Source organism: Paenibacillus validus NBRC 15382, assembly GCF_004000985.1.
Taxonomy (GTDB): Bacteria; Bacillota; Bacilli; order Paenibacillales; family NBRC-103111; genus Paenibacillus_G; species Paenibacillus_G validus.
Window position 1 is genome coordinate 1 of sequence record NZ_BIMH01000004.1, and the last position, 16,745, is coordinate 16,745.

A 16,745-nucleotide genomic window follows, 5' to 3' on the forward strand; every position below is an offset into this window, starting at 1 on the left:
GCGGCGCCCGCTCCGTCGTCAGCACGACGACGGGCGCCGCCCCGTCCCGCACGAGCCGGGCGTCGGGCGGCAGCCTCAGCGTCGAGTCGGCGACGACGCGAATCGGGTTCAGACCCGGCACCTCGAGCCGGGTCGTCAGGGCGGGGTCATCGGCCAGCACGGTGCCGATGCCGACCAGGATCGCCTGGTGACGGTGGCGCAGCAGGTGGCCCTGGGCACGCGAAGCGTCGCCCGTAATCCACTTGCTGTCGCCCGTCTTCGCGGCGACTTTGCCGTCCAGCGTGCTGGCGCTCTTGACGGTTACGAAGGGCCGGCCCGTCGCGATGTATTTGTTGAACGCCTCGTTCAACGCCCGCGCCTCTGCGGCAAGCACGCCGGTCGTCACCTCGATGCCGTGCGCAGCCAAGCGCGCAAGCCCCGAGCCCGCGACGAGCGGGTTATCGTCGGTCGCGGCGACCACGACGCGCTTCACCTTATCGCGGATGAGCCGGTCGCTGCAGGGCGGCGTCTTGCCGTGATGGCTGCACGGCTCCAGCGTCACGTATGCGGTCGCGCCCTCGGCTTCCGCACCGGCCATGTTAAGCGCGTGCACCTCGGCGTGGGCTTCGCCCCGTTTCAGATGGGCGCCCATGCCGACGATGCGTCCGTCTTTGACGAGCACGCAGCCGACGACCGGATTAATGCCGGTCTGGCCGGAAGCGGCCCCCGCCAGCTGCAGCGCCAGCCGCATATAGTATTCGTCATTCAATAGCGCGGCCGTCATCGCAGATCTCCTTTCCTGACTTGCAAAGGCCGAACATGCAAAAAAGCCTCTTTTTGCATGGCAAAAAGGGGCTTGTGAGAAGCGGATTGCTAAGTTTGGACACGGGAACTTGATTCGGATATCCACCCTGCGACTTCAAACCGCCGCAATGAGGTTATACGCTACAGCCTGCGTTTCAGCCGGATGTGCAAATGCAACGAAGCGCGCCGCGTACGCGAACAAGGCCAAGTTTATCGCAGGCCGAATGCGGCGTACGTACAAGGTCTGAAACGCTCTCGCATCCATCGTGAATAAATGTTCGCATCCCGCGCTTGTGAAAGAAAGCGCATGGCAAACGCAGCATCGAATGATTCCCGCTATCCCCTTCTCCCATCCAGACTATACTGTCGGTCTCGGAATTACACCGAGTCCACCGGCTCTTCAGACGAAGAGCACGGGTCACGGACTGAGGCAGCGGCCGAAGCCGCCGCACATCACCGCCGGTAGGGAATTTCACCCTGCCCCGAAGGTTCAGCTATGCAGTTTTAGTTTTAAGTGTCAGTATAACCGTTGAAGCAGGATTTGTCTAGACTTGGTTGGACAAGAGCCTATATCTCGACAACTTGGACGCTTTCCATTTTCTCGCGGCCTTTAAAGCTGTCCACATGCTCCATACCGGAAACCACTTTACCGAAGACGGTATGCTGGCCGTCCAAATGCGGCTGCGGCTGGTAGCAAATGTAGAACTGGCTGCCTCCGGTGTTGCGTCCCGCATGCGCCATTGCGAGCGTTCCGCGCTCATGTTTGTTCGGGTTAATCTCACAATTGATGGTGTAACCAGGGCCGCCGGTGCCTGTTCCGTTCGGGCAACCGCCTTGCGCGACGAAGCCGGGGATCACGCGGTGAAACACCGTGCCGTTATAAAAGCCGGAATTGGCCAGTTTCTCAAAGTTAGCTACCGTATTCGGGGCGTCCTTGTCGAAAAGATCGAGTACTATTTCGTTACCATCGGTTAATTTAATGATTGCTTGTTTAGCCATGAGAAGTTCGCTCCTTTGTTTGCTGTATCGTTTCATGCCGAATGATCGATACCCGCCTACACCGCGCGGGCACGAGTCTCCACTATTTTACTACATCGACATGCGAAAGGAAAATGTCTGCATATAATCTGCATATAAATCGAGGATGCCTATTCGAGCTTTCCCGGATATCGCCGGCATCAAACGATAATTCGACAAAAAAACTACCGGAGTTCCACCGTTTGCTTCGAGCCGTCCTAAAACCGGCAAATGACGCGCCGACGCTCGTCGATAGCTGTTCACTGCATCGCAAAAAGCCGCTCGGCCGCAACGCCGAACGGCCCCTTCTTATCTTGTCTTCGTGACCGGCTTCATGCGGGACGGCACGACGTCGTTCTGAATCAGATGGTCGTACGATTCGCGGTCCACGACAACGTCCGCTTGACCGTCCTTCACGAACACGACCGCCGGACGGCGGATGCGGTTGTAATTGCTGGCCATCGCGTAGTTGTAGGCGCCCGTGCAGGCAACGGCCAGCAAGTCGCCGGTGCGCACTTGCGGCAAGCGGACGTCCCAGATGAGCATATCGCCGCTTTCGCAGCATTTGCCCGCGATCGATACGACTTCCTCGCTCGCTTCATTCCCGCGGTTGGCGAGCATCGCTTCGTATTCCGCCTGATACAACGCCGGACGAGGATTGTCCGTCATACCGCCGTCTACGGCCACATATTTGCGCACGCCCGGAATGTCCTTATACGTGCCCACTGTGTACAGCGTAGTCCCCGCATCGCCAACGATGCTCCGGCCCGGCTCCGTCCAAATTTCCGGCAGCGGATAGCCGTGCTTGCCGAACTCGTCGCGTACCGTTTCGGTGATCGCCCGCACGTACTCCGCCACCGGCAGGGGCGTATCGCCTTCCATGTAGCGAATGCCGAAGCCGCCGCCCAAATTGAGCACGCTGAAAACAACACCCAGCTCGTCGCGCATTTGGACGGCGAAGCCGGTCATTTTCTCCACGGCCAGCTTGAAGCCCCCGACCTCGAAAATTTGCGAACCGATATGCGAATGAACGCCCAGCAGCTCGACGTTCGGCAATGCGGCCGCTTCCTTCACCGCCTGCTTGGCGGAACCGTTCTGCAAGTCGAAGCCGAATTTCGAATCTGTTTGACCGGTAGAAATGTACTCGTGCGTATGCGCGTCGACCCCCGGTGTGATCCGGAGCAAAATGTTCGCCTTATGACGCTTCTCGCCGGCAATCGCATTGAGCATATGCAGCTCGACGAAGTTATCGACGACAAAGCAGCCGATGCCTGCATCGATCGCCATCTCGATTTCATGCGGCGTCTTGTTGTTGCCGTGAAAATGTATACGATGAGCCGGGAAACCCGCTTGTAGCGCCGTATATAATTCGCCGTCCGAAACGACGTCCAAAGACATGCCCTCTTCTTCCACAATCCGGCACATGGCCATCACGCAGAACGCTTTGCTTGCGTAGGCCACTTGAAACGGCAGTCCCGAAGCCCGGAACGCCTCGACAAATTCGCGGCAGCGCTTGCGGATAAGCGTCTCGTCCATGACGTACAGCGGCGTACCGAACTTGCCGGCCAGGTCGACCGTATCGCAGCCTCCTATTTCGAGATGACCTTGTCCGTTAATCGTACTCGTGCCGTGTAAATACATCGCGTATGACTCCCTCTTTCCCCAGATAAACGGCTGCGCCGTCCTTGCTTCCTACCTTTAAAGTATCATAATACGCTCTAAATAGACAACATGCAAAAAAAGCCCGCCGCGGGCTTCTGCCCGGGCGAGCCTGAATAACGCGTTTCATCCCTTCGAATGCGTCACACTTCAAGATTGCGGCTGCCGCGTGCCGTCCTTCGTTTTCGTCAGGCTCATCCTCGTTCTCATAGAGAGGAAAGGCCGGCGCACCATGATGTCGTACATCGCTTTGCCGTTAAACGGCAAGAACGGCCATAAATACGGCGTGTTGTAGGAACGCTGCATCGCGAGCATGGCGATCAGCAGGGTCGAAGCGATGACGAGCCCCGGCACCTTGAAGATGGCGGCGGAGACGAGCAGCACGAGACGAGCCAGCCGATTCGCAAGACTTAGCTCATAGCTCGGCGTCGCGAACGTCCCGACGGCCGCTACCGCCAGATACATGATGACCTCGTTCACGAACAGCCCGGTTTTGACAGCGATGTCGCCGATCAGGATCGCGGCCACCAGCCCCATCGCCGTAGCCAGCGGCGTCGGCGTATGGACAGCGGCCATCCGCATTAGATCGATCCCGAGTTCGGCAATGAGAAACTGCAGGATCAACGGGATTTTTGCCGTTTCTTGCGGTCCGATGAAATCCAATCCGGCCGGCTTCAGCTGCGGCGAGGTGACGATCAGGAACCAGAGCGGAAGCAGGAACAAGGATGCGGCGATTCCCATGAAACGCACCCAGCGCAAGTAGGAGCCGACGAGCGGAGTCTGCCGGTATTCTTCCGCGTGCTGCACGTGATGGAAGAAGGTCGTCGGCAAGATCATAACCGACGGCGACGTATCCACGAAGACGACCATGTGCCCTTCCAGCATATGCGCGGCGACGACGTCCGGACGCTCGGAGTATCGCACCATCGGATACGGATTCCAGCCTTTGCCGATAATCGCTTCCTCAAGCTGTTTTTCCGCAAGCGGCAAGCCGTCCACATTCACGGATTTGATCTTGTCGCGAACCGACTCCACCAAATCCATATCGCATATATCCTGAATATATCCGATACAAACATCGGTTTGCGTCCGATTGCCGACTTGCGTAATCTCCAGCTTCAGACGCGGGTCGCGCAGCCTTCTCCGCACCAGCGTCACGTTCGTCAGCAGCGTCTCGACAAACCCGTCCCGCGACCCGCGTACGACGCGTTCCAGGTCCGGTTCCTCCGTGGAGCGGACCGGAAAGTTCTTCGCATCGACGAGCACCGCTTCGTTCTCCCCTTCGAAGAAAAACGCCGTGCCGCCCATCATGACATTGTCGACGGCTTCTTTCAGGTCCCGGGTCTTCTTGACCTGAATATGCGGAATTAGCGCATGATCGAACAGTTCGATGACGTTCAGTTTCTCCGGGCCGCCGCGCTCATCCTTCTGGGCATCCGTTTCCGGCGCATCGTCGCGGCGCGTGCTCCGTTTCTCGTACTTCCCCGCTTCGCCCTCCCGGTGAGATTCGCCGGCATAAGACAAACGCGTCAAAATGTCTGTTAACACCGTGTCCTTGGCGAAGCCGTTGTAGTAAAAAATGCCCGTCTTCTGGCCGCCGAATACCATCTCTCGAAACACCACGTCGAAGCTTTTGTTTAAGCCGACCCGCTCTTCGAGCTGCCGCTTCAAGCGGTCGAAATCTTGGGAGATGTTCGTATCCTCTTTCAGCTCGCGTTCTTCATCGGACATCTTGATTTCCGCCTCGTACCCGCCGTCCGTTCCGGACGAGCCCGGTTTTCCAGCGGATGGCCCCGATTCTTGTACATATCCGATGATGCTGCCTTCTTCATCGATCACCAGCTTCGGATCGCGCGCATCCGTTTTTTTGTCGTCCTGTTCCGGCCGATTCGAGCCGGTCGGGCTTCCCTTCATCAATCTCGCTCTTTTGAATCCCTTGTGACGAACCATAGCGGCTTCACCCTCCTGTTTCCACATGAATACGTTGCGGAACCGGCCTGTCGGCCGTTTCTTCTAATTCAGTACGCCGATCCAATCGATGATCGAACCGAGCACTTTCCCGAAAATCATCGCCATCAGCAGCCATATCATATAGGCTTCCATCCCGATGCGTTTTGCCAAAATCGGGAGCACATTAATGACTTCCGTCAAAGCGGCGGCCAGCATACCGACGAAACAACCGGCGAACAAGCCGAAGAAGGCTGCGGCCATCGGGAACAACCCATAGGTCCATTCGAAGAAATCCGTGAATGTAAAAAACAAGGAACCGATCACAACCGCTCCTTCATATCGCCTCATATGCCGATAGGAACGCGTAATTTGGGCCAGTCGCGGAATGATGTCGAGCACAACGAGAAACGCGACCATCCCGCTTCCGACGGCAAGTCCCCCGGCTAAGCCGATGAAAGCAAGTACAAGCCCCCCTGCCCATTCGCTCATGGCTTATCCGCCTTGGATACGTCATCCTTCGCCTCACGATTCAGCTTGGCGTATTCTTCCGTGATGATGTATTGGTTGACGTTCTCCTGATACATGAACATCTCTACTTCAAGCGGACTCGGTTCTTCGTTGAATTTTTTTTTGAACAAATGATTAAAAAACACGATCATCCCGATCCCGATCCCAATGGAATATGGAATTTGCAGCAGCAGCGGGTGAACGTTCTCTTTGCCCGTCAGCAGCTTGTAAATATGGCGGTGAACTTCCGCCATGCTGACGTCCGCATGAAAATTCATAATCGCCAACCCCGATCCGATGAACAGCAGCAGCCATACTAAAATAATAAGCAGCATGCTTGGAGCTTTCGTTTTGTCGCGCACCTCCACTAACGTATGAGGCTCGCCGAAATGCTCGACTTGCATCCAGGGATATAACTCCTTCACTTTCCTGACGATCAGCATCATATCGATCAGCACAAGGCTTCCGTCGTACTCTTTCGGTCGATACAGTTCCAATTTCAGCAGCTGTTGTTCGTATTCGGGAGGCGCCAACAGCTGAGCGACCTGCCCGAGCAGAACCGACTGCTCCCTGCTGATGCGCAGCGATCGGCGCAGCCGGATATAGAGAGATGGCGGAGAAGTACGCTGTAGCATCGCATTTGGACCTCCCTTGGACCATATACGGATAGTATGAATAGGAAATCCTTCCGGTAATCACCTCTCCGATTGGAAAAAAATCCCCCGCCTCTTGATGTATACCCAGCCGGATTCCTAGGAAAAGTAAGATCAGGAGCTAGCTACAGCACACACATGACTTCACTAAGGATGGTGTTGAATATGACAAAAACGGCACTGACACTCGTCATTATCGGAGCGTTGAACTGGCTGTTGGTAGGATTATTCGAATGGGATCTGGTAACGGCCCTGCTGGGGGGAGACGTTCATCGCGAGTCTTCCGGCTTGAGCCGAATCGTGTATACGCTTGTCGGATTGTCGGGGTTGTACTGCATCGGACTGCTGTTCCGCGACGACATTCGATCACGAGCATAGAAAGTCGAGGTTTCTTTGAAGAGCGTCCATACCGGGCGAATAAGCGAAGAAGGACCTGACGGTTTTCCGCCAGGTCCTTCATTGTGCAAACTAAGATAAGTCCGGGCAAGTATGGCACCCTGCAAGTTACAGTTGGAATGATCTTCGATACATGCTGAATTCCGGTCGCCTTGTATCGTTATTTCCGTCTTGGCATGTTCGGTTTGAAGCTAAATAATCCCCTCGCCGCCAGTCCAATCAGGTCGGAATGTGAACGGAAGTTTCAATACGCCCTTTGTTCCCGCCACTTCAAAAGTTCATTTCGCATCGCCATTTCGGAGCTGCAGTCCACGGACGATTTGACTTCGCCAATCAAGCCGTCTCGAATCAGTTGTTTGGCTTTGACATGCTGGGGATGTAACTTACTTTGCTCATCGTCATAGGTTTTCTCCTTGCGAGGAACCATGGTTCAGATCCCGACCGAGTTTTCGATAAATGGTGCTTCGGTGAATGCCTAGCTTTGCCGCTGTTTTCGATACGTTTCCATTGAACTCTTCAAGCGTTGAACGAATAAGCTCTATTTCCTGATTCCTCCCGATACGCCTTAAATTCGAAACGCCTTGTTTACCTGAAGTCAGGTTCATCCTGCCTCCGATAACTTCCTCCGGTAAATGCGACACATGCGCGACGCTGCCTGCCGATCGGGCAGCTATCCGGTAAGCTACATTTCGCAATTCGCGAACGTTGCCGGGCCATGGGTAATTCTCCAAAGCCCGCATCGCCTCCTCATCGACCTGAACCGGCAATTGCCCGATCTCCTGACAGGCCTTGTGCAGGAAATGTTTCATCAGCGTCGATATATCCCCCTCCCTTTCACGTAAAGGAGGCACACGCAGCGACAAGACATGTAAACGATAGTACAGATCCCGGCGGAACTTGCCGCTCTCAACATCCGCATATAGATTTCGATTCGTGGCGGCAATAATTCGCACATTGACTTGAATCGGCTGCTTACCGCCCAAGCGGACAATTTCCCGCTCCTCTAAAACCCGCAGCAAAAGAGTCTGTAAATCGAGCGGCAATTCCCCTATCTCATCGAGAAAAATCGTGCCGCCGTCGGCTTGTTCGAATTTCCCCGCCCGCCCTTCTTTGGCTGCTCCGGTAAACGTACCGCTCTCATAACCAAAAAACTCGCTGGCGGCCAGCTCTTTAGGGATAGCGCCGCAATTCACAGCAACGAAGGGCCCTTCTGCCCGATAGCTCCCCCCATGGATGGACTGTGCCAATAATTCTTTGCCTGTTCCGCTTTCTCCTTCAATTAACACCGGAAAATCGCTTCTTGCAGCATTCTTCGCTTCCATTACGGCAGCAAGAAATTTAGGCGAAGAGCCGATGATGGAATGAAATGAATATTTGGTTGAAATGGCCTTGGCGGCACGCCCTTTATGGCTTGGCGGTACAGCCTGAACGATGGCTCCGATAGTTCGGCCTTGATGGATACAGGGACGAAGCGTAAAAAGCCAATTTCCGTCTTTTCCTTCGGCTTCCCAGCTCCATTCCGAAGCCAGCCTGTTTAAGGATTTGACCGGACTGCCCACCATACGATTGCCGGAGTCAATCCAACCGCACTCAACCATTTTGGGAGATGCTTTAATCACGTTCCCCCCTCGATCCAGAGCAACGATATACGTATTGCGGCTGTGAGATATCACATCCAGGCCGTATTCCATGACTTTAGCCCGTTCGGATTCCAGCTTGTGCCGCAACCGTTCTTCAACGACCCGCGAGGCTGCAACAACCGCAGAAAGCGTATGGGGATTGGCAAACTGCCACGGTCCTGTCAAATCGAGAATCGCAAGAATTTGCCGGGAGGCCGGATCGCGGATCGGCGCTGCGGAGCAAGTCCACCGATGCACATCGCTGCAGTAATGCTCGGCGGCAAATATTTGTACAGGGCTCTGACTTATGAGGGATACGCCGATAGCGCAAGTGCCCGCACTATCCTCCGCCCAAGACGATCCGATAACGAAATTCATTTTTTCAGCTTCATCTCTTAATTGCGCGTCCCCGTCAATTTTTACAATCGTTCCTTGCGGGTCGGTCAACACCACTAAATGTCCACAATCGTTCGCCAGTTCCTTTAATTCGCTCAATATGGGATCGATTTCGAAGATCAGCGGATCATTTAACAAATATTGTTGAATATGACCCTCAGATAAACGAATGGATGATTGGGATTGGAAAGGATGGAGACCCTTGGTATGGCACCGGCGCCATGAATCGATAACCAAAGGCCGAATATCCAGGTTCAAAGGCTCCTGGATCATAAAACTGTTCCATGCCGACTCCAGTTTCGATCTTGTGAAATCCGGAGAAGACCATGCATTTAAAGAAAGATGGGGATTCATGATACCAAACACCTCCAGAGCCATGGAATAAAGTTTCCTCAGATGGATGTCGTACAGCGGCGGGGGATTTTCAATCTATTATTGTAATCGCTTTCTTATTTACCTAAAAATTAACGAATACCAGCCAATGGGCAAAACAGCACAAGAGCCTGCCCATGATTTAGACAAAGTATAAATATAAAATAAACCAGCTGCAGCGTATATGTCAATCTGTCCGGGCGCATGACCAGGAAACCGCTGAACGAACTGTCGCAATACTGTCGCTTTCTTGCAACAGTCGCATTTCTTTGCGACATTTGCGACTGGCCGAAGCTCTCGATCAACCTGTGCATGACCCCTGATCCGATGGATAAAAAACGTATACGTCCCCTCTTTTTATTTAGAAATTATTAAAAATTGAGGAGTGGACTTTGTTTTGGCATGATTTTTGCTAAGAATATCGATGTCGGATCGTACCATCCTCAACAGAGGCTCGTCCGAACCAAATAAGATTGATTCATGTGAAAAGGGAGGATTTAAGAAGTGGCGAAGAACGTGTTGATTCTCACAGGAGATATGGCAGAAGCGTTAGAGGTGCTGTATCCGCTGCATCGTCTTAAGGAGGAAGGCTACACTGTTGACATTGCGGCACCAACCCAAAAATTGATCCAAACCGTCGTCCATGATTTTGAACCCGGCATCGATACGTTTACGGAAAAATACGGGTATCGGGTGCAGGCTGATTTTGCGTTTAGTGAAATCGACCCTTCGCGCTACGATGGTGCCGTTATACCCGGCGGACGCGCACCTGAGCATATCCGAAATGACAGCGCATTCATTCCGTTGGTGAATCATTTTGTGGAAACCCGTAAACCGTTAGCGTTTGAATGTCATGCCGCCTTGGCCCTCCTTCCGCTCGGTCACTTGAAAGGGCGTCGATGCGCTGCCTTTTGGTCATTGAAGCCTGATCTGATCGCGGCCGGAGCTACATTTGTAGATGAAGAGGTTGTCGTGGACGGCAATTTCGTAACGTCCCGCGCCTGGATCGATCATCCTGGTTATATGAGGGAATTTATTCGTTTGCTTCGAGGGTAAACCGATAGCCGGCTCTTGTTTAATCATTTCATTCCTGGAGGTTGATAAGCATGATTAAAGCAGCAAACGGTGAAGAAATTTTCGTTATTGACAGTCACATTGCGCTGTGGAACGGAAGTACAGAAAACCAGCGGAACAGACACGGCGCTGAGTTTATCAATTGCTTTTATGACTACCACAAGAAACATAGTCCGGTCGAGTATCGATGGCCGAAAGAAAAATTCCAGAAATACGATGCCGATACGCTGATTCAGGATATGTTTGTGAAAGGTCATGTAGACATGGCGATTTTTCAGCCGGTTTATTTAACCGATTTTTATAAAGAACCATTCGGCGATATTGAGAAAAACGCGTTGCTCGCCAAGCAATACGACGGGCGCTTTATCAGCAACGGTTCTTTTGACCCGCGCGATGGGGAACGGGGACTTGAGTATCTTGATTATTTAGTTGAAACCCACGGCATCATTGGAGCGAAATTATATACAGCCGAATGGCGGGGTACTTCCAAAGGCTACAAACTAACGGATCCCTGGACAGAACGGTACCTGGAAAAATGCGAGAAGCTTGGCATTGTCAATATTCACATTCACAAAGGGCCTACGATTACCCCGCTTAACAAAGACGCGTTTGATGTGGCGGATATCGATGAAGCGGCTTCTAACTTCCAAGGTTTAAATTTTATCGTAGAACACTGCGGTCTTCCGCGAATCGAGGATTTTTGTTGGATCGCCACACAAGAATCCAATGTTTACGCGGGTTTAGCCGTCATCATGCCATTCCTTCATTCCCGCCCCCGGTATTTTGCGGAAATCATCAGTGAACTGCTCTTCTGGGTTGGTGAGGACAGAATCTTATTTGGAAGCGACTATGCGCTTTGGGAACCGGGCTGGCTCGTTGAGAAATTCATGGACTTTGAACTTCCGGAAGATCTTCAGAAAGAAACCGGTGCTCAGTTAAGTCTTGCGGTCAAAAAGAAAATTTTGGCCGAGAACACCGCCCGATTATACGGTATCGATATTGAAGCTATGAAAGCCAAACTATCGAATGACCAGTTCGCTGTGCACAGCTCATCGTGATGAGGAGGAGCAGTTATGCAGCAGAAGGAAGAAGTCTTTGCCAAGTTAGCCTTAGTCATTGACCCGGAACTTGATCAATCGCTGCCCGAGCTAGGCTTTATCAACGAAGTAATCATTGAGGAATCTCATGTCAAAGTGTCATTCCGTCTGCCCACCTATTGGTGTTCGACGAACTTCGCATATATGATGGCGGAAGACATCCGCGACCGGGTCGGAGAGCTTCCTCGGGTCAAATCCATCATCGTCAGCCTTGAAGACCATTGCGCCTCGGCCGAAGTCAACGACGGGGTGAATACGGGCAAATCGTTCGCTGAAGCGTTCCCGGATATGGCAACGGGAGAACTGGACGGACTGCGCAGAACGTTTCGCGTTAAAGCTTTCATCGTCCGTCAAGAAAAGCTGCTCCAGCACTTCATTCGAGAAGGATTCGATCATCAAGCGATTCTGAATTTGACCCTTCGCGATGTAGCAGACCATCTTGCTTTGAAGTCGGATAAGAAGGCGCTGGCCGAACGTTATTTAAGCATTCGTGAGGAATTCGGGTATGTCAACGAGCCGGAGGACTCTACCATTGAAAGCAGCGCGGTATCCGTATCGTCGGCAGCCTGGTCGGAAACTACAACGAGCTGTATCCGTTAAGGGAGCTCCATGCCCGCGGGAAAGTCATCCTCCACTCCATGACGTACTCAAACTGCTTCATCAAGGAAAGATCACCGGACGCGCCATCTTGGTTCCCCAAACGAAAGGAGCGACTCATGCCGCTCCTTTTTTGCTGCGCGCTTCGCTACTGGGCGATCTGATTTTTGATCGATTGCAATATTTTCTTCTCCAGGCGCGATACCTGCACCTGCGAGATGCCCAGCCTGCTTGCCACTTCCGATTGGGTTTGATCGCGGAAATAGCGCAAATATACAATCAACCGTTCCCGCTCGCTCAACAGCCCGATCGCTTCGTTCAAGGCCAGCTTGTCGAACCACTTCTCCTGGCCCTCGTCGGCGATCTGATCCATCAGCGTAATCGGATCCCCGTCGTTCTCGAACACCGTTTCATGAATCGAAGAAAGCGGCTTGTTGGCCTCTTGTGCGAACACGACGTCCTCCGGCGAAATGCCCAGCTCTTCGGCGACTTCCTTGATCGTCGGCAGACGGCCGTTGCGCTTGGCCAATTCATCCTTCGTCTTGCGGATTTTGTTCGCCAGTTCCTTCAGCGAGCGGCTTACCTTCAATGTGCCGTCGTCGCGCAAGAACCGTTGAATTTCGCCGATGATCATCGGCACCGCGTAGGTAGAAAATTTCACGTCATACGATAAATCAAATTTGTCGACCGACTTCAACAATCCGATGCAGCCGATTTGAAACAGATCTTCGGCTTCATAACCCCGGTTCAAGAAGCGTTGAACGACGGACCAGACGAGCCTAATGTTGCAATTGACAAGCGTCTCCCGCGCGAGCGCATCGCCGGATTGACTCAACGCGATCAGACGCTTGACTTCGGAATCGTCCAAATAGCTGTGGGAGGCATGCTTCAAATCTACATCCATATCATCAGACCCCTAATTGAACAATGCTTTTTTCGACTCGATTCGCTTCTTCATCCGGATAGACGTGCCGGCGCCTAGCTCGCTTGTGATCTCGACTTCGTCCATAAAGTTTTCCATTATCGTGAATCCCATGCCCGAGCGCTCGAGCTCCGGCTTGGATGTATATAACGGCTGCTTGGCCAAATCCAAATCTTCAATGCCGGCCCCTTGGTCTTCGACGGAGATGAACACCGTGTCACCGTCGATCTGGGCTGTAATCGTTACCGTTCCGTCCGGGCGATTGTCATATCCGTGAATAATCGAATTCGTCACCGCTTCGGAGATGACGGTTTTAATATCGGTCAGCTCCTCCAGAGTCGGATCCAACTGGGAGACGAAAGCGGCGACTGTGACGCGGGCGAACGATTCGTTCTCAGAGCGGCTGGCAAACTGCAGTTTCATGAAATTGCGTTCACTCATGATACGACCTCCAAACTTTGGATCGCTTGTCTTTCATTTTCCTGGATGGACAAAATTTTGAAAAGACCCGACATTTCAAACAAACGATACACCGACGCATTGACGTCGCAGACGACCATCTTGCCGCCCCGGCCCGTAATCTGCTTGTACCGTCCCAAGATGACCCCAAGTCCGGAGCTGTCCATGAATGTCAAGTTCTTCAGGCTAAGGATGATATGGGCGCTGTGACCTCTTAGAATCGCTTCCTCCATCCTCGCTTTTACCGTATCGGCGGTGTGATGATCCAGTTCACCGGTAAGCCGGACAATCAAAGCGTTGCGGTAATGCTCCAGTTCGATTTGTAAGCTCACGCTGTTCACTCCTTCCCGTTCATAACCTCTCTTTTCTACGCGGAGGAAACCATTTCCTTCCCCCCCGACAAAACTAGAAGAAATACGTCAGAACTAGTAGTAAAGCGACAGAAAGTGCACCGATGTAAACAAAATCCCCGCCGGCATCTATCTGCTCCTTGTGCGGGGATTCTCGTTGAAGGTTTCGTTAATCGTTAATCGAAGAAAAACAATCGTTTGGCCGTACGTTTAGTCAGCGTCCACCATCCCGCTTTATTGACCGCGACCGGTGATTCGAGCTCAAATTCTTTCAGGATCCGGTCGCCTTTGTACACGACCAGCTTGCCGATCGGTTGTCCGACGGTAATCGGCGCCTTCAGCTGCGGGAGCAGCTGCACTTCATGACGGATGCCGTCCGCCGCCTCGCCCTTCTTCAGCAGCAGGGAGTACGAATGCTTGGCCGTCAGCGGGATCACCGGCGTTTCGCCTTTGGCGATTTTCATTTCGCCGATCGTATCGCCCGTTTTGTAAATCGGCAGATTCGTATACTGCGAGAACGCAAAGTCGAACAGCTTCGTGACTTCCGCATTCCGCGTTTTGGTGTTCGGTTCGCCCATGACGACCGATATGACGCGCAGATTGTCTCTTTTGGCCGTAGCCGACAAACAAAATTTCGCCTCGCTCGTATACCCGGTTTTCAAACCGTCCGCCCCGGTATAAAATCGAACGAGCTTGTTTGTATTTACGAGCCAGAACGGCTTCGGCGTCTCTTTGCGCAAGTAATCCTGATACTGACCGGTAAATTGCGTGATTTCCTCATGCTTCAGCAGCTCTTGCGACATTAAGGCAATGTCGTAAGCCGAGGAGTAATGATTATCCGCAGGCAATCCGTTCGGATTGACGAAGTGCGTGTTGTTCATACCTAGCTCTTTCGCCCTGGCATTCATCATCTGTACGAACGCTTCTTCGGAACCGCCGATTTTCTCGGCCATGGCCACGGAGGCGTCATTGCCGGAAGCCATCGCGATCCCCTTGAGCATGTCCTGAACGGTCATCTCTTCGCCCGGCTCAAGGAAAATTTGCGATCCGCCCATGGAGGCCGCATATTCACTCGTCCGTACTTTTTCGTCCATTTTAATTTTTCCTTGATCCAGCGCTTCCATGATGAGCAGCATCGTCATAATTTTCGTAATGCTGGCCGGGGGAAGCTTGGCGTCTTTGTTTTTATCGAATATAACCGTACCCGTATCGACGTCGATCAGAACGGCGGAAGCAGCGTTCGGCGCCAAGTCCACCGGCTTCTCGGCAGGTTTCTCTTCGGCCCATGCCGTCGGCACAGCCAGCATCAGCATCAACAAGGTGCTGATGACCATTTTGAACCATTTGCTCGTCATAACCTGTTCTACCCCTCCTGAAGGAAGCAAATTTTTGAAAGTGCTGGTAATCATTGTTGACTTTATTTCGGAGAAATATTCCATGAACGAACAAAAAAGCCCGGCAAAATCAGCCCGGACTCTTAAAGAACCCATTTTCTGTTGTGGAATCGGGATGTACCCTGCCGATGAGCCGGAACCGGCCCCGGAGTTTCCCCTTACAAATAACGCACGCCATCCTTCGTAACCACGGCATAAATCAGCTTCAAGCGGTCTACCGGCGCTTCCGAGAAGGCGAACGCCGATACGGTGCGCTCGGACATCCGCCGCGTCTCCTCCGGCTCGCTGCGGTTCATATACAGCTCGGCGATAGGCTCGCCCGCTTTCACCCGGTCGCCGACGCGCTTGAACAGCTTTATGCCGACGGCCAAGTCGATCCGGTCCTCCTTGGTGGCACGACCGGCGCCGAGCATCATCGCCGTCACGCCGAGCGATTCAGCATCGATTCGCGCCACATAGCCGTCCTGCGGGGCCGGCACCGCGACGCGGTAAGCCGCTTGCGGCAGCCGCTGCGGCTCATCCACCACGGCAGCGTCCCCGCCTTGAACGGCAATGAACTGCCGCAGCTTCTCCAGGGCGGCGCCGCTGTGCAGCAGCCGCTCCACCGTGTCCTTCGCTTCCGCGAACGAAGACGCTTGGCCTCCAAGCACAATCATATGCGCGGCCAGCACTAAACACAGCTCCGTTAATTCCGCAGGACCTTCGCCGCGCAGCGTCTCGATCGCTTCCAGCACTTCAAGCGCATTGCCGATCGACGGTCCGAGCGGTTCGTCCATATTCGTAATGACAGCCAAGGTATCCCGCCCGATTTCCGTGCCGATATCGACCATCGCCTGTGCCAGGACGATCGAATCGTCCAACGTTTTCATGAATGCCCCCCGGCCCGTTTTCACGTCCAGTACGATGCGATCGGCGCCGGAGGCAATTTTTTTGCTCATGATGGAGCTTGCAATCAAGGGGACCGAATCTACCGTCGCCGTCACGTCCCGCAGTCCGTACAGCTTCTTATCCGCCGGGGTCATATTGCCGGATTGACCGACGACCGCAAGGCCGATGTCGCGCACCTGCTGCAGAAACTGCTCCTTCGTCCGCTCGACCGCAAAGCCCGGGATCGCCTCCAGCTTATCGACCGTCCCGCCCGTATGCCCGAGGCCGCGGCCCGACATCTTCGCCACCGGCACGCCGGCCGCAGCCACTAGCGGGGCTACGATTAAGGTCGTCGTGTCGCCCACACCGCCTGTGCTGTGCTTGTCGACTTTAAGGCCCGGTATGCCGCTCAGATCGACCTGATCGCCCGAACGGGTCATCGCCATCGTTAAATCCGCCGTTTCCCGCGCGTTCATCCCTTGAAAATAAACGGCCATCGCCCAAGCCGATACCTGATAATCCGGGATGTCGCCTTGCACATACCCGGCAATCAGAAAATCGATTTCTTCACGCGACAAGGCTTCCCCGTTTCTTTTCTTATGTATGATATCGACTGTCCTCATTGACCAGCAC

The 16,745-nt window shown here is 53.5% G+C and carries 16 protein-coding genes and 1 riboswitch; of the genes, 4 read left to right on the plus strand and 12 right to left on the minus strand.

Annotated elements, in window-relative coordinates; genetic code table 11:
* The 6 genes from ribD to PVA01S_RS04105 all read right to left on the minus strand — a co-directional run.
* Positions 1 to 763: bifunctional diaminohydroxyphosphoribosylaminopyrimidine deaminase/5-amino-6-(5-phosphoribosylamino)uracil reductase RibD (gene ribD, locus PVA01S_RS04080; RefSeq protein ID WP_127605411.1), on the minus strand; the 763-nt coding region annotated here is incomplete at its 3' end.
* 357 nt (positions 764 to 1,120) lie between these two features.
* Positions 1,121 to 1,277: riboswitch (FMN riboswitch) on the minus strand.
* Positions 1,278 to 1,350: 73 nt separating this feature from the next.
* Positions 1,351 to 1,782, minus strand: coding sequence for a peptidylprolyl isomerase (locus tag PVA01S_RS04085; RefSeq protein WP_054795164.1), 432 nt, complete (start codon positions 1,780 to 1,782; stop codon positions 1,351 to 1,353).
* A 327-nt stretch (positions 1,783 to 2,109) separates the two neighbouring features.
* Complete coding sequence (lysA, locus tag PVA01S_RS04090; protein WP_127605413.1) at positions 2,110 to 3,441, minus strand: diaminopimelate decarboxylase; 1,332 nt, start codon at positions 3,439 to 3,441, stop codon at positions 2,110 to 2,112.
* A gap of 168 nt (positions 3,442 to 3,609) precedes the next feature.
* A complete protein-coding gene (locus tag PVA01S_RS04095) occupies positions 3,610 to 5,409 on the minus strand; it encodes a spore germination protein (protein ID WP_174817558.1) in 1,800 nt (599 codons plus the stop codon).
* 63 nt (positions 5,410 to 5,472) lie between these two features.
* Entirely contained in the window at positions 5,473 to 5,898 is a 426-nt protein-coding gene (locus PVA01S_RS04100; protein ID WP_127605417.1) for a stage V sporulation protein AB, read from the minus strand.
* Positions 5,895 to 6,551 carry a stage V sporulation protein AA gene (locus tag PVA01S_RS04105; protein WP_127605418.1) on the minus strand — a complete coding sequence of 219 codons (657 nt, stop codon included), beginning with the start codon at positions 6,549 to 6,551 and terminating at the stop codon, positions 5,895 to 5,897. The genes PVA01S_RS04100 and PVA01S_RS04105 overlap by 4 nt, the downstream gene beginning before the upstream one ends.
* A gap of 183 nt (positions 6,552 to 6,734) precedes the next feature.
* On the opposite strand from PVA01S_RS04105, the gene PVA01S_RS04110 reads away from it, so the two are divergent.
* Positions 6,735 to 6,947 (plus strand): DUF378 domain-containing protein, encoded by a 213-nt coding sequence (locus tag PVA01S_RS04110; protein WP_054795166.1) that lies wholly within the window; start codon positions 6,735 to 6,737, stop codon positions 6,945 to 6,947.
* 416 nt (positions 6,948 to 7,363) lie between these two features.
* On the opposite strand, the gene PVA01S_RS04115 is transcribed toward PVA01S_RS04110, so the two are convergent.
* Positions 7,364 to 9,334 carry a sigma-54-dependent Fis family transcriptional regulator gene (locus PVA01S_RS04115; protein WP_127605420.1) on the minus strand — a complete coding sequence of 657 codons (1,971 nt, stop codon included), beginning with the start codon at positions 9,332 to 9,334 and terminating at the stop codon, positions 7,364 to 7,366.
* A gap of 522 nt (positions 9,335 to 9,856) precedes the next feature.
* Here PVA01S_RS04115 and PVA01S_RS04120 point away from each other — a divergent pair.
* Genes PVA01S_RS04120 through PVA01S_RS04130 form a run of 3 tightly spaced genes read left to right on the plus strand, consistent with a single transcriptional unit; the run spans position 9,857 to position 12,123 of the window.
* Complete coding sequence (locus PVA01S_RS04120) at positions 9,857 to 10,408, plus strand: DJ-1/PfpI family protein (RefSeq protein ID WP_127605422.1); 552 nt, start codon at positions 9,857 to 9,859, stop codon at positions 10,406 to 10,408.
* A gap of 50 nt (positions 10,409 to 10,458) precedes the next feature.
* Complete coding sequence (locus PVA01S_RS04125) at positions 10,459 to 11,484, plus strand: amidohydrolase family protein (RefSeq protein WP_127605424.1); 1,026 nt, start codon at positions 10,459 to 10,461, stop codon at positions 11,482 to 11,484.
* A gap of 15 nt (positions 11,485 to 11,499) precedes the next feature.
* Complete coding sequence (locus tag PVA01S_RS04130) at positions 11,500 to 12,123, plus strand: iron-sulfur cluster assembly protein (RefSeq protein ID WP_127605426.1); 624 nt, start codon at positions 11,500 to 11,502, stop codon at positions 12,121 to 12,123.
* A gap of 145 nt (positions 12,124 to 12,268) precedes the next feature.
* On the opposite strand, the gene sigF is transcribed toward PVA01S_RS04130, so the two are convergent.
* From sigF to PVA01S_RS04160, 5 genes are all read right to left on the minus strand, one after another.
* Positions 12,269 to 13,024, minus strand: coding sequence for an RNA polymerase sporulation sigma factor SigF (gene sigF, locus PVA01S_RS04140; RefSeq protein WP_054795171.1), 756 nt, complete (start codon positions 13,022 to 13,024; stop codon positions 12,269 to 12,271).
* 12 nt (positions 13,025 to 13,036) lie between these two features.
* Complete coding sequence (spoIIAB, locus tag PVA01S_RS04145; protein ID WP_127605428.1) at positions 13,037 to 13,483, minus strand: anti-sigma F factor; 447 nt, start codon at positions 13,481 to 13,483, stop codon at positions 13,037 to 13,039.
* Positions 13,480 to 13,833, minus strand: a complete 354-nt coding sequence (gene spoIIAA, locus PVA01S_RS04150; RefSeq protein ID WP_054795173.1) for an anti-sigma F factor antagonist — start codon at positions 13,831 to 13,833, stop codon at positions 13,480 to 13,482. The genes spoIIAB and spoIIAA overlap by 4 nt, the downstream gene beginning before the upstream one ends.
* Positions 13,834 to 14,027: 194 nt before the next feature.
* Positions 14,028 to 15,206, minus strand: coding sequence for a D-alanyl-D-alanine carboxypeptidase family protein (locus PVA01S_RS04155; protein WP_127605430.1), 1,179 nt, complete (start codon positions 15,204 to 15,206; stop codon positions 14,028 to 14,030).
* Between the two features lie 197 nt (positions 15,207 to 15,403).
* Positions 15,404 to 16,735 carry a pyrimidine-nucleoside phosphorylase gene (locus PVA01S_RS04160; RefSeq protein WP_127605432.1) on the minus strand — a complete coding sequence of 444 codons (1,332 nt, stop codon included), beginning with the start codon at positions 16,733 to 16,735 and terminating at the stop codon, positions 15,404 to 15,406.
* Positions 16,736 to 16,745 lie beyond the last annotated feature (10 nt).

Coding starts and splice junctions, on each gene's coding strand:
- PVA01S_RS04105 (WP_127605418.1), bottom strand. CDS start 6,551: ATGCTACAGCGTACTTCTCCGCCATCTCTCTATATCCGGCTGCGCCGA.
- PVA01S_RS04130 (WP_127605426.1), top strand. CDS start 11,500: ATGCAGCAGAAGGAAGAAGTCTTTGCCAAGTTAGCCTTAGTCATTGAC.
- PVA01S_RS04155 (WP_127605430.1), bottom strand. CDS start 15,206: ATGACGAGCAAATGGTTCAAAATGGTCATCAGCACCTTGTTGATGCTG.
- PVA01S_RS04100 (WP_127605417.1), bottom strand. CDS start 5,898: ATGAGCGAATGGGCAGGGGGGCTTGTACTTGCTTTCATCGGCTTAGCC.
- PVA01S_RS04085 (WP_054795164.1), bottom strand. CDS start 1,782: ATGGCTAAACAAGCAATCATTAAATTAACCGATGGTAACGAAATAGTA.
- PVA01S_RS04110 (WP_054795166.1), top strand. CDS start 6,735: ATGACAAAAACGGCACTGACACTCGTCATTATCGGAGCGTTGAACTGG.
- lysA (WP_127605413.1), bottom strand. CDS start 3,441: ATGTATTTACACGGCACGAGTACGATTAACGGACAAGGTCATCTCGAA.
- PVA01S_RS04160 (WP_127605432.1), bottom strand. CDS start 16,735: ATGAGGACAGTCGATATCATACATAAGAAAAGAAACGGGGAAGCCTTG.
- PVA01S_RS04095 (WP_174817558.1), bottom strand. CDS start 5,409: ATGGTTCGTCACAAGGGATTCAAAAGAGCGAGATTGATGAAGGGAAGC.
- PVA01S_RS04125 (WP_127605424.1), top strand. CDS start 10,459: ATGATTAAAGCAGCAAACGGTGAAGAAATTTTCGTTATTGACAGTCAC.
- sigF (WP_054795171.1), bottom strand. CDS start 13,024: ATGGATGTAGATTTGAAGCATGCCTCCCACAGCTATTTGGACGATTCC.
- PVA01S_RS04115 (WP_127605420.1), bottom strand. CDS start 9,334: ATGAATCCCCATCTTTCTTTAAATGCATGGTCTTCTCCGGATTTCACA.
- spoIIAB (WP_127605428.1), bottom strand. CDS start 13,483: ATGAGTGAACGCAATTTCATGAAACTGCAGTTTGCCAGCCGCTCTGAG.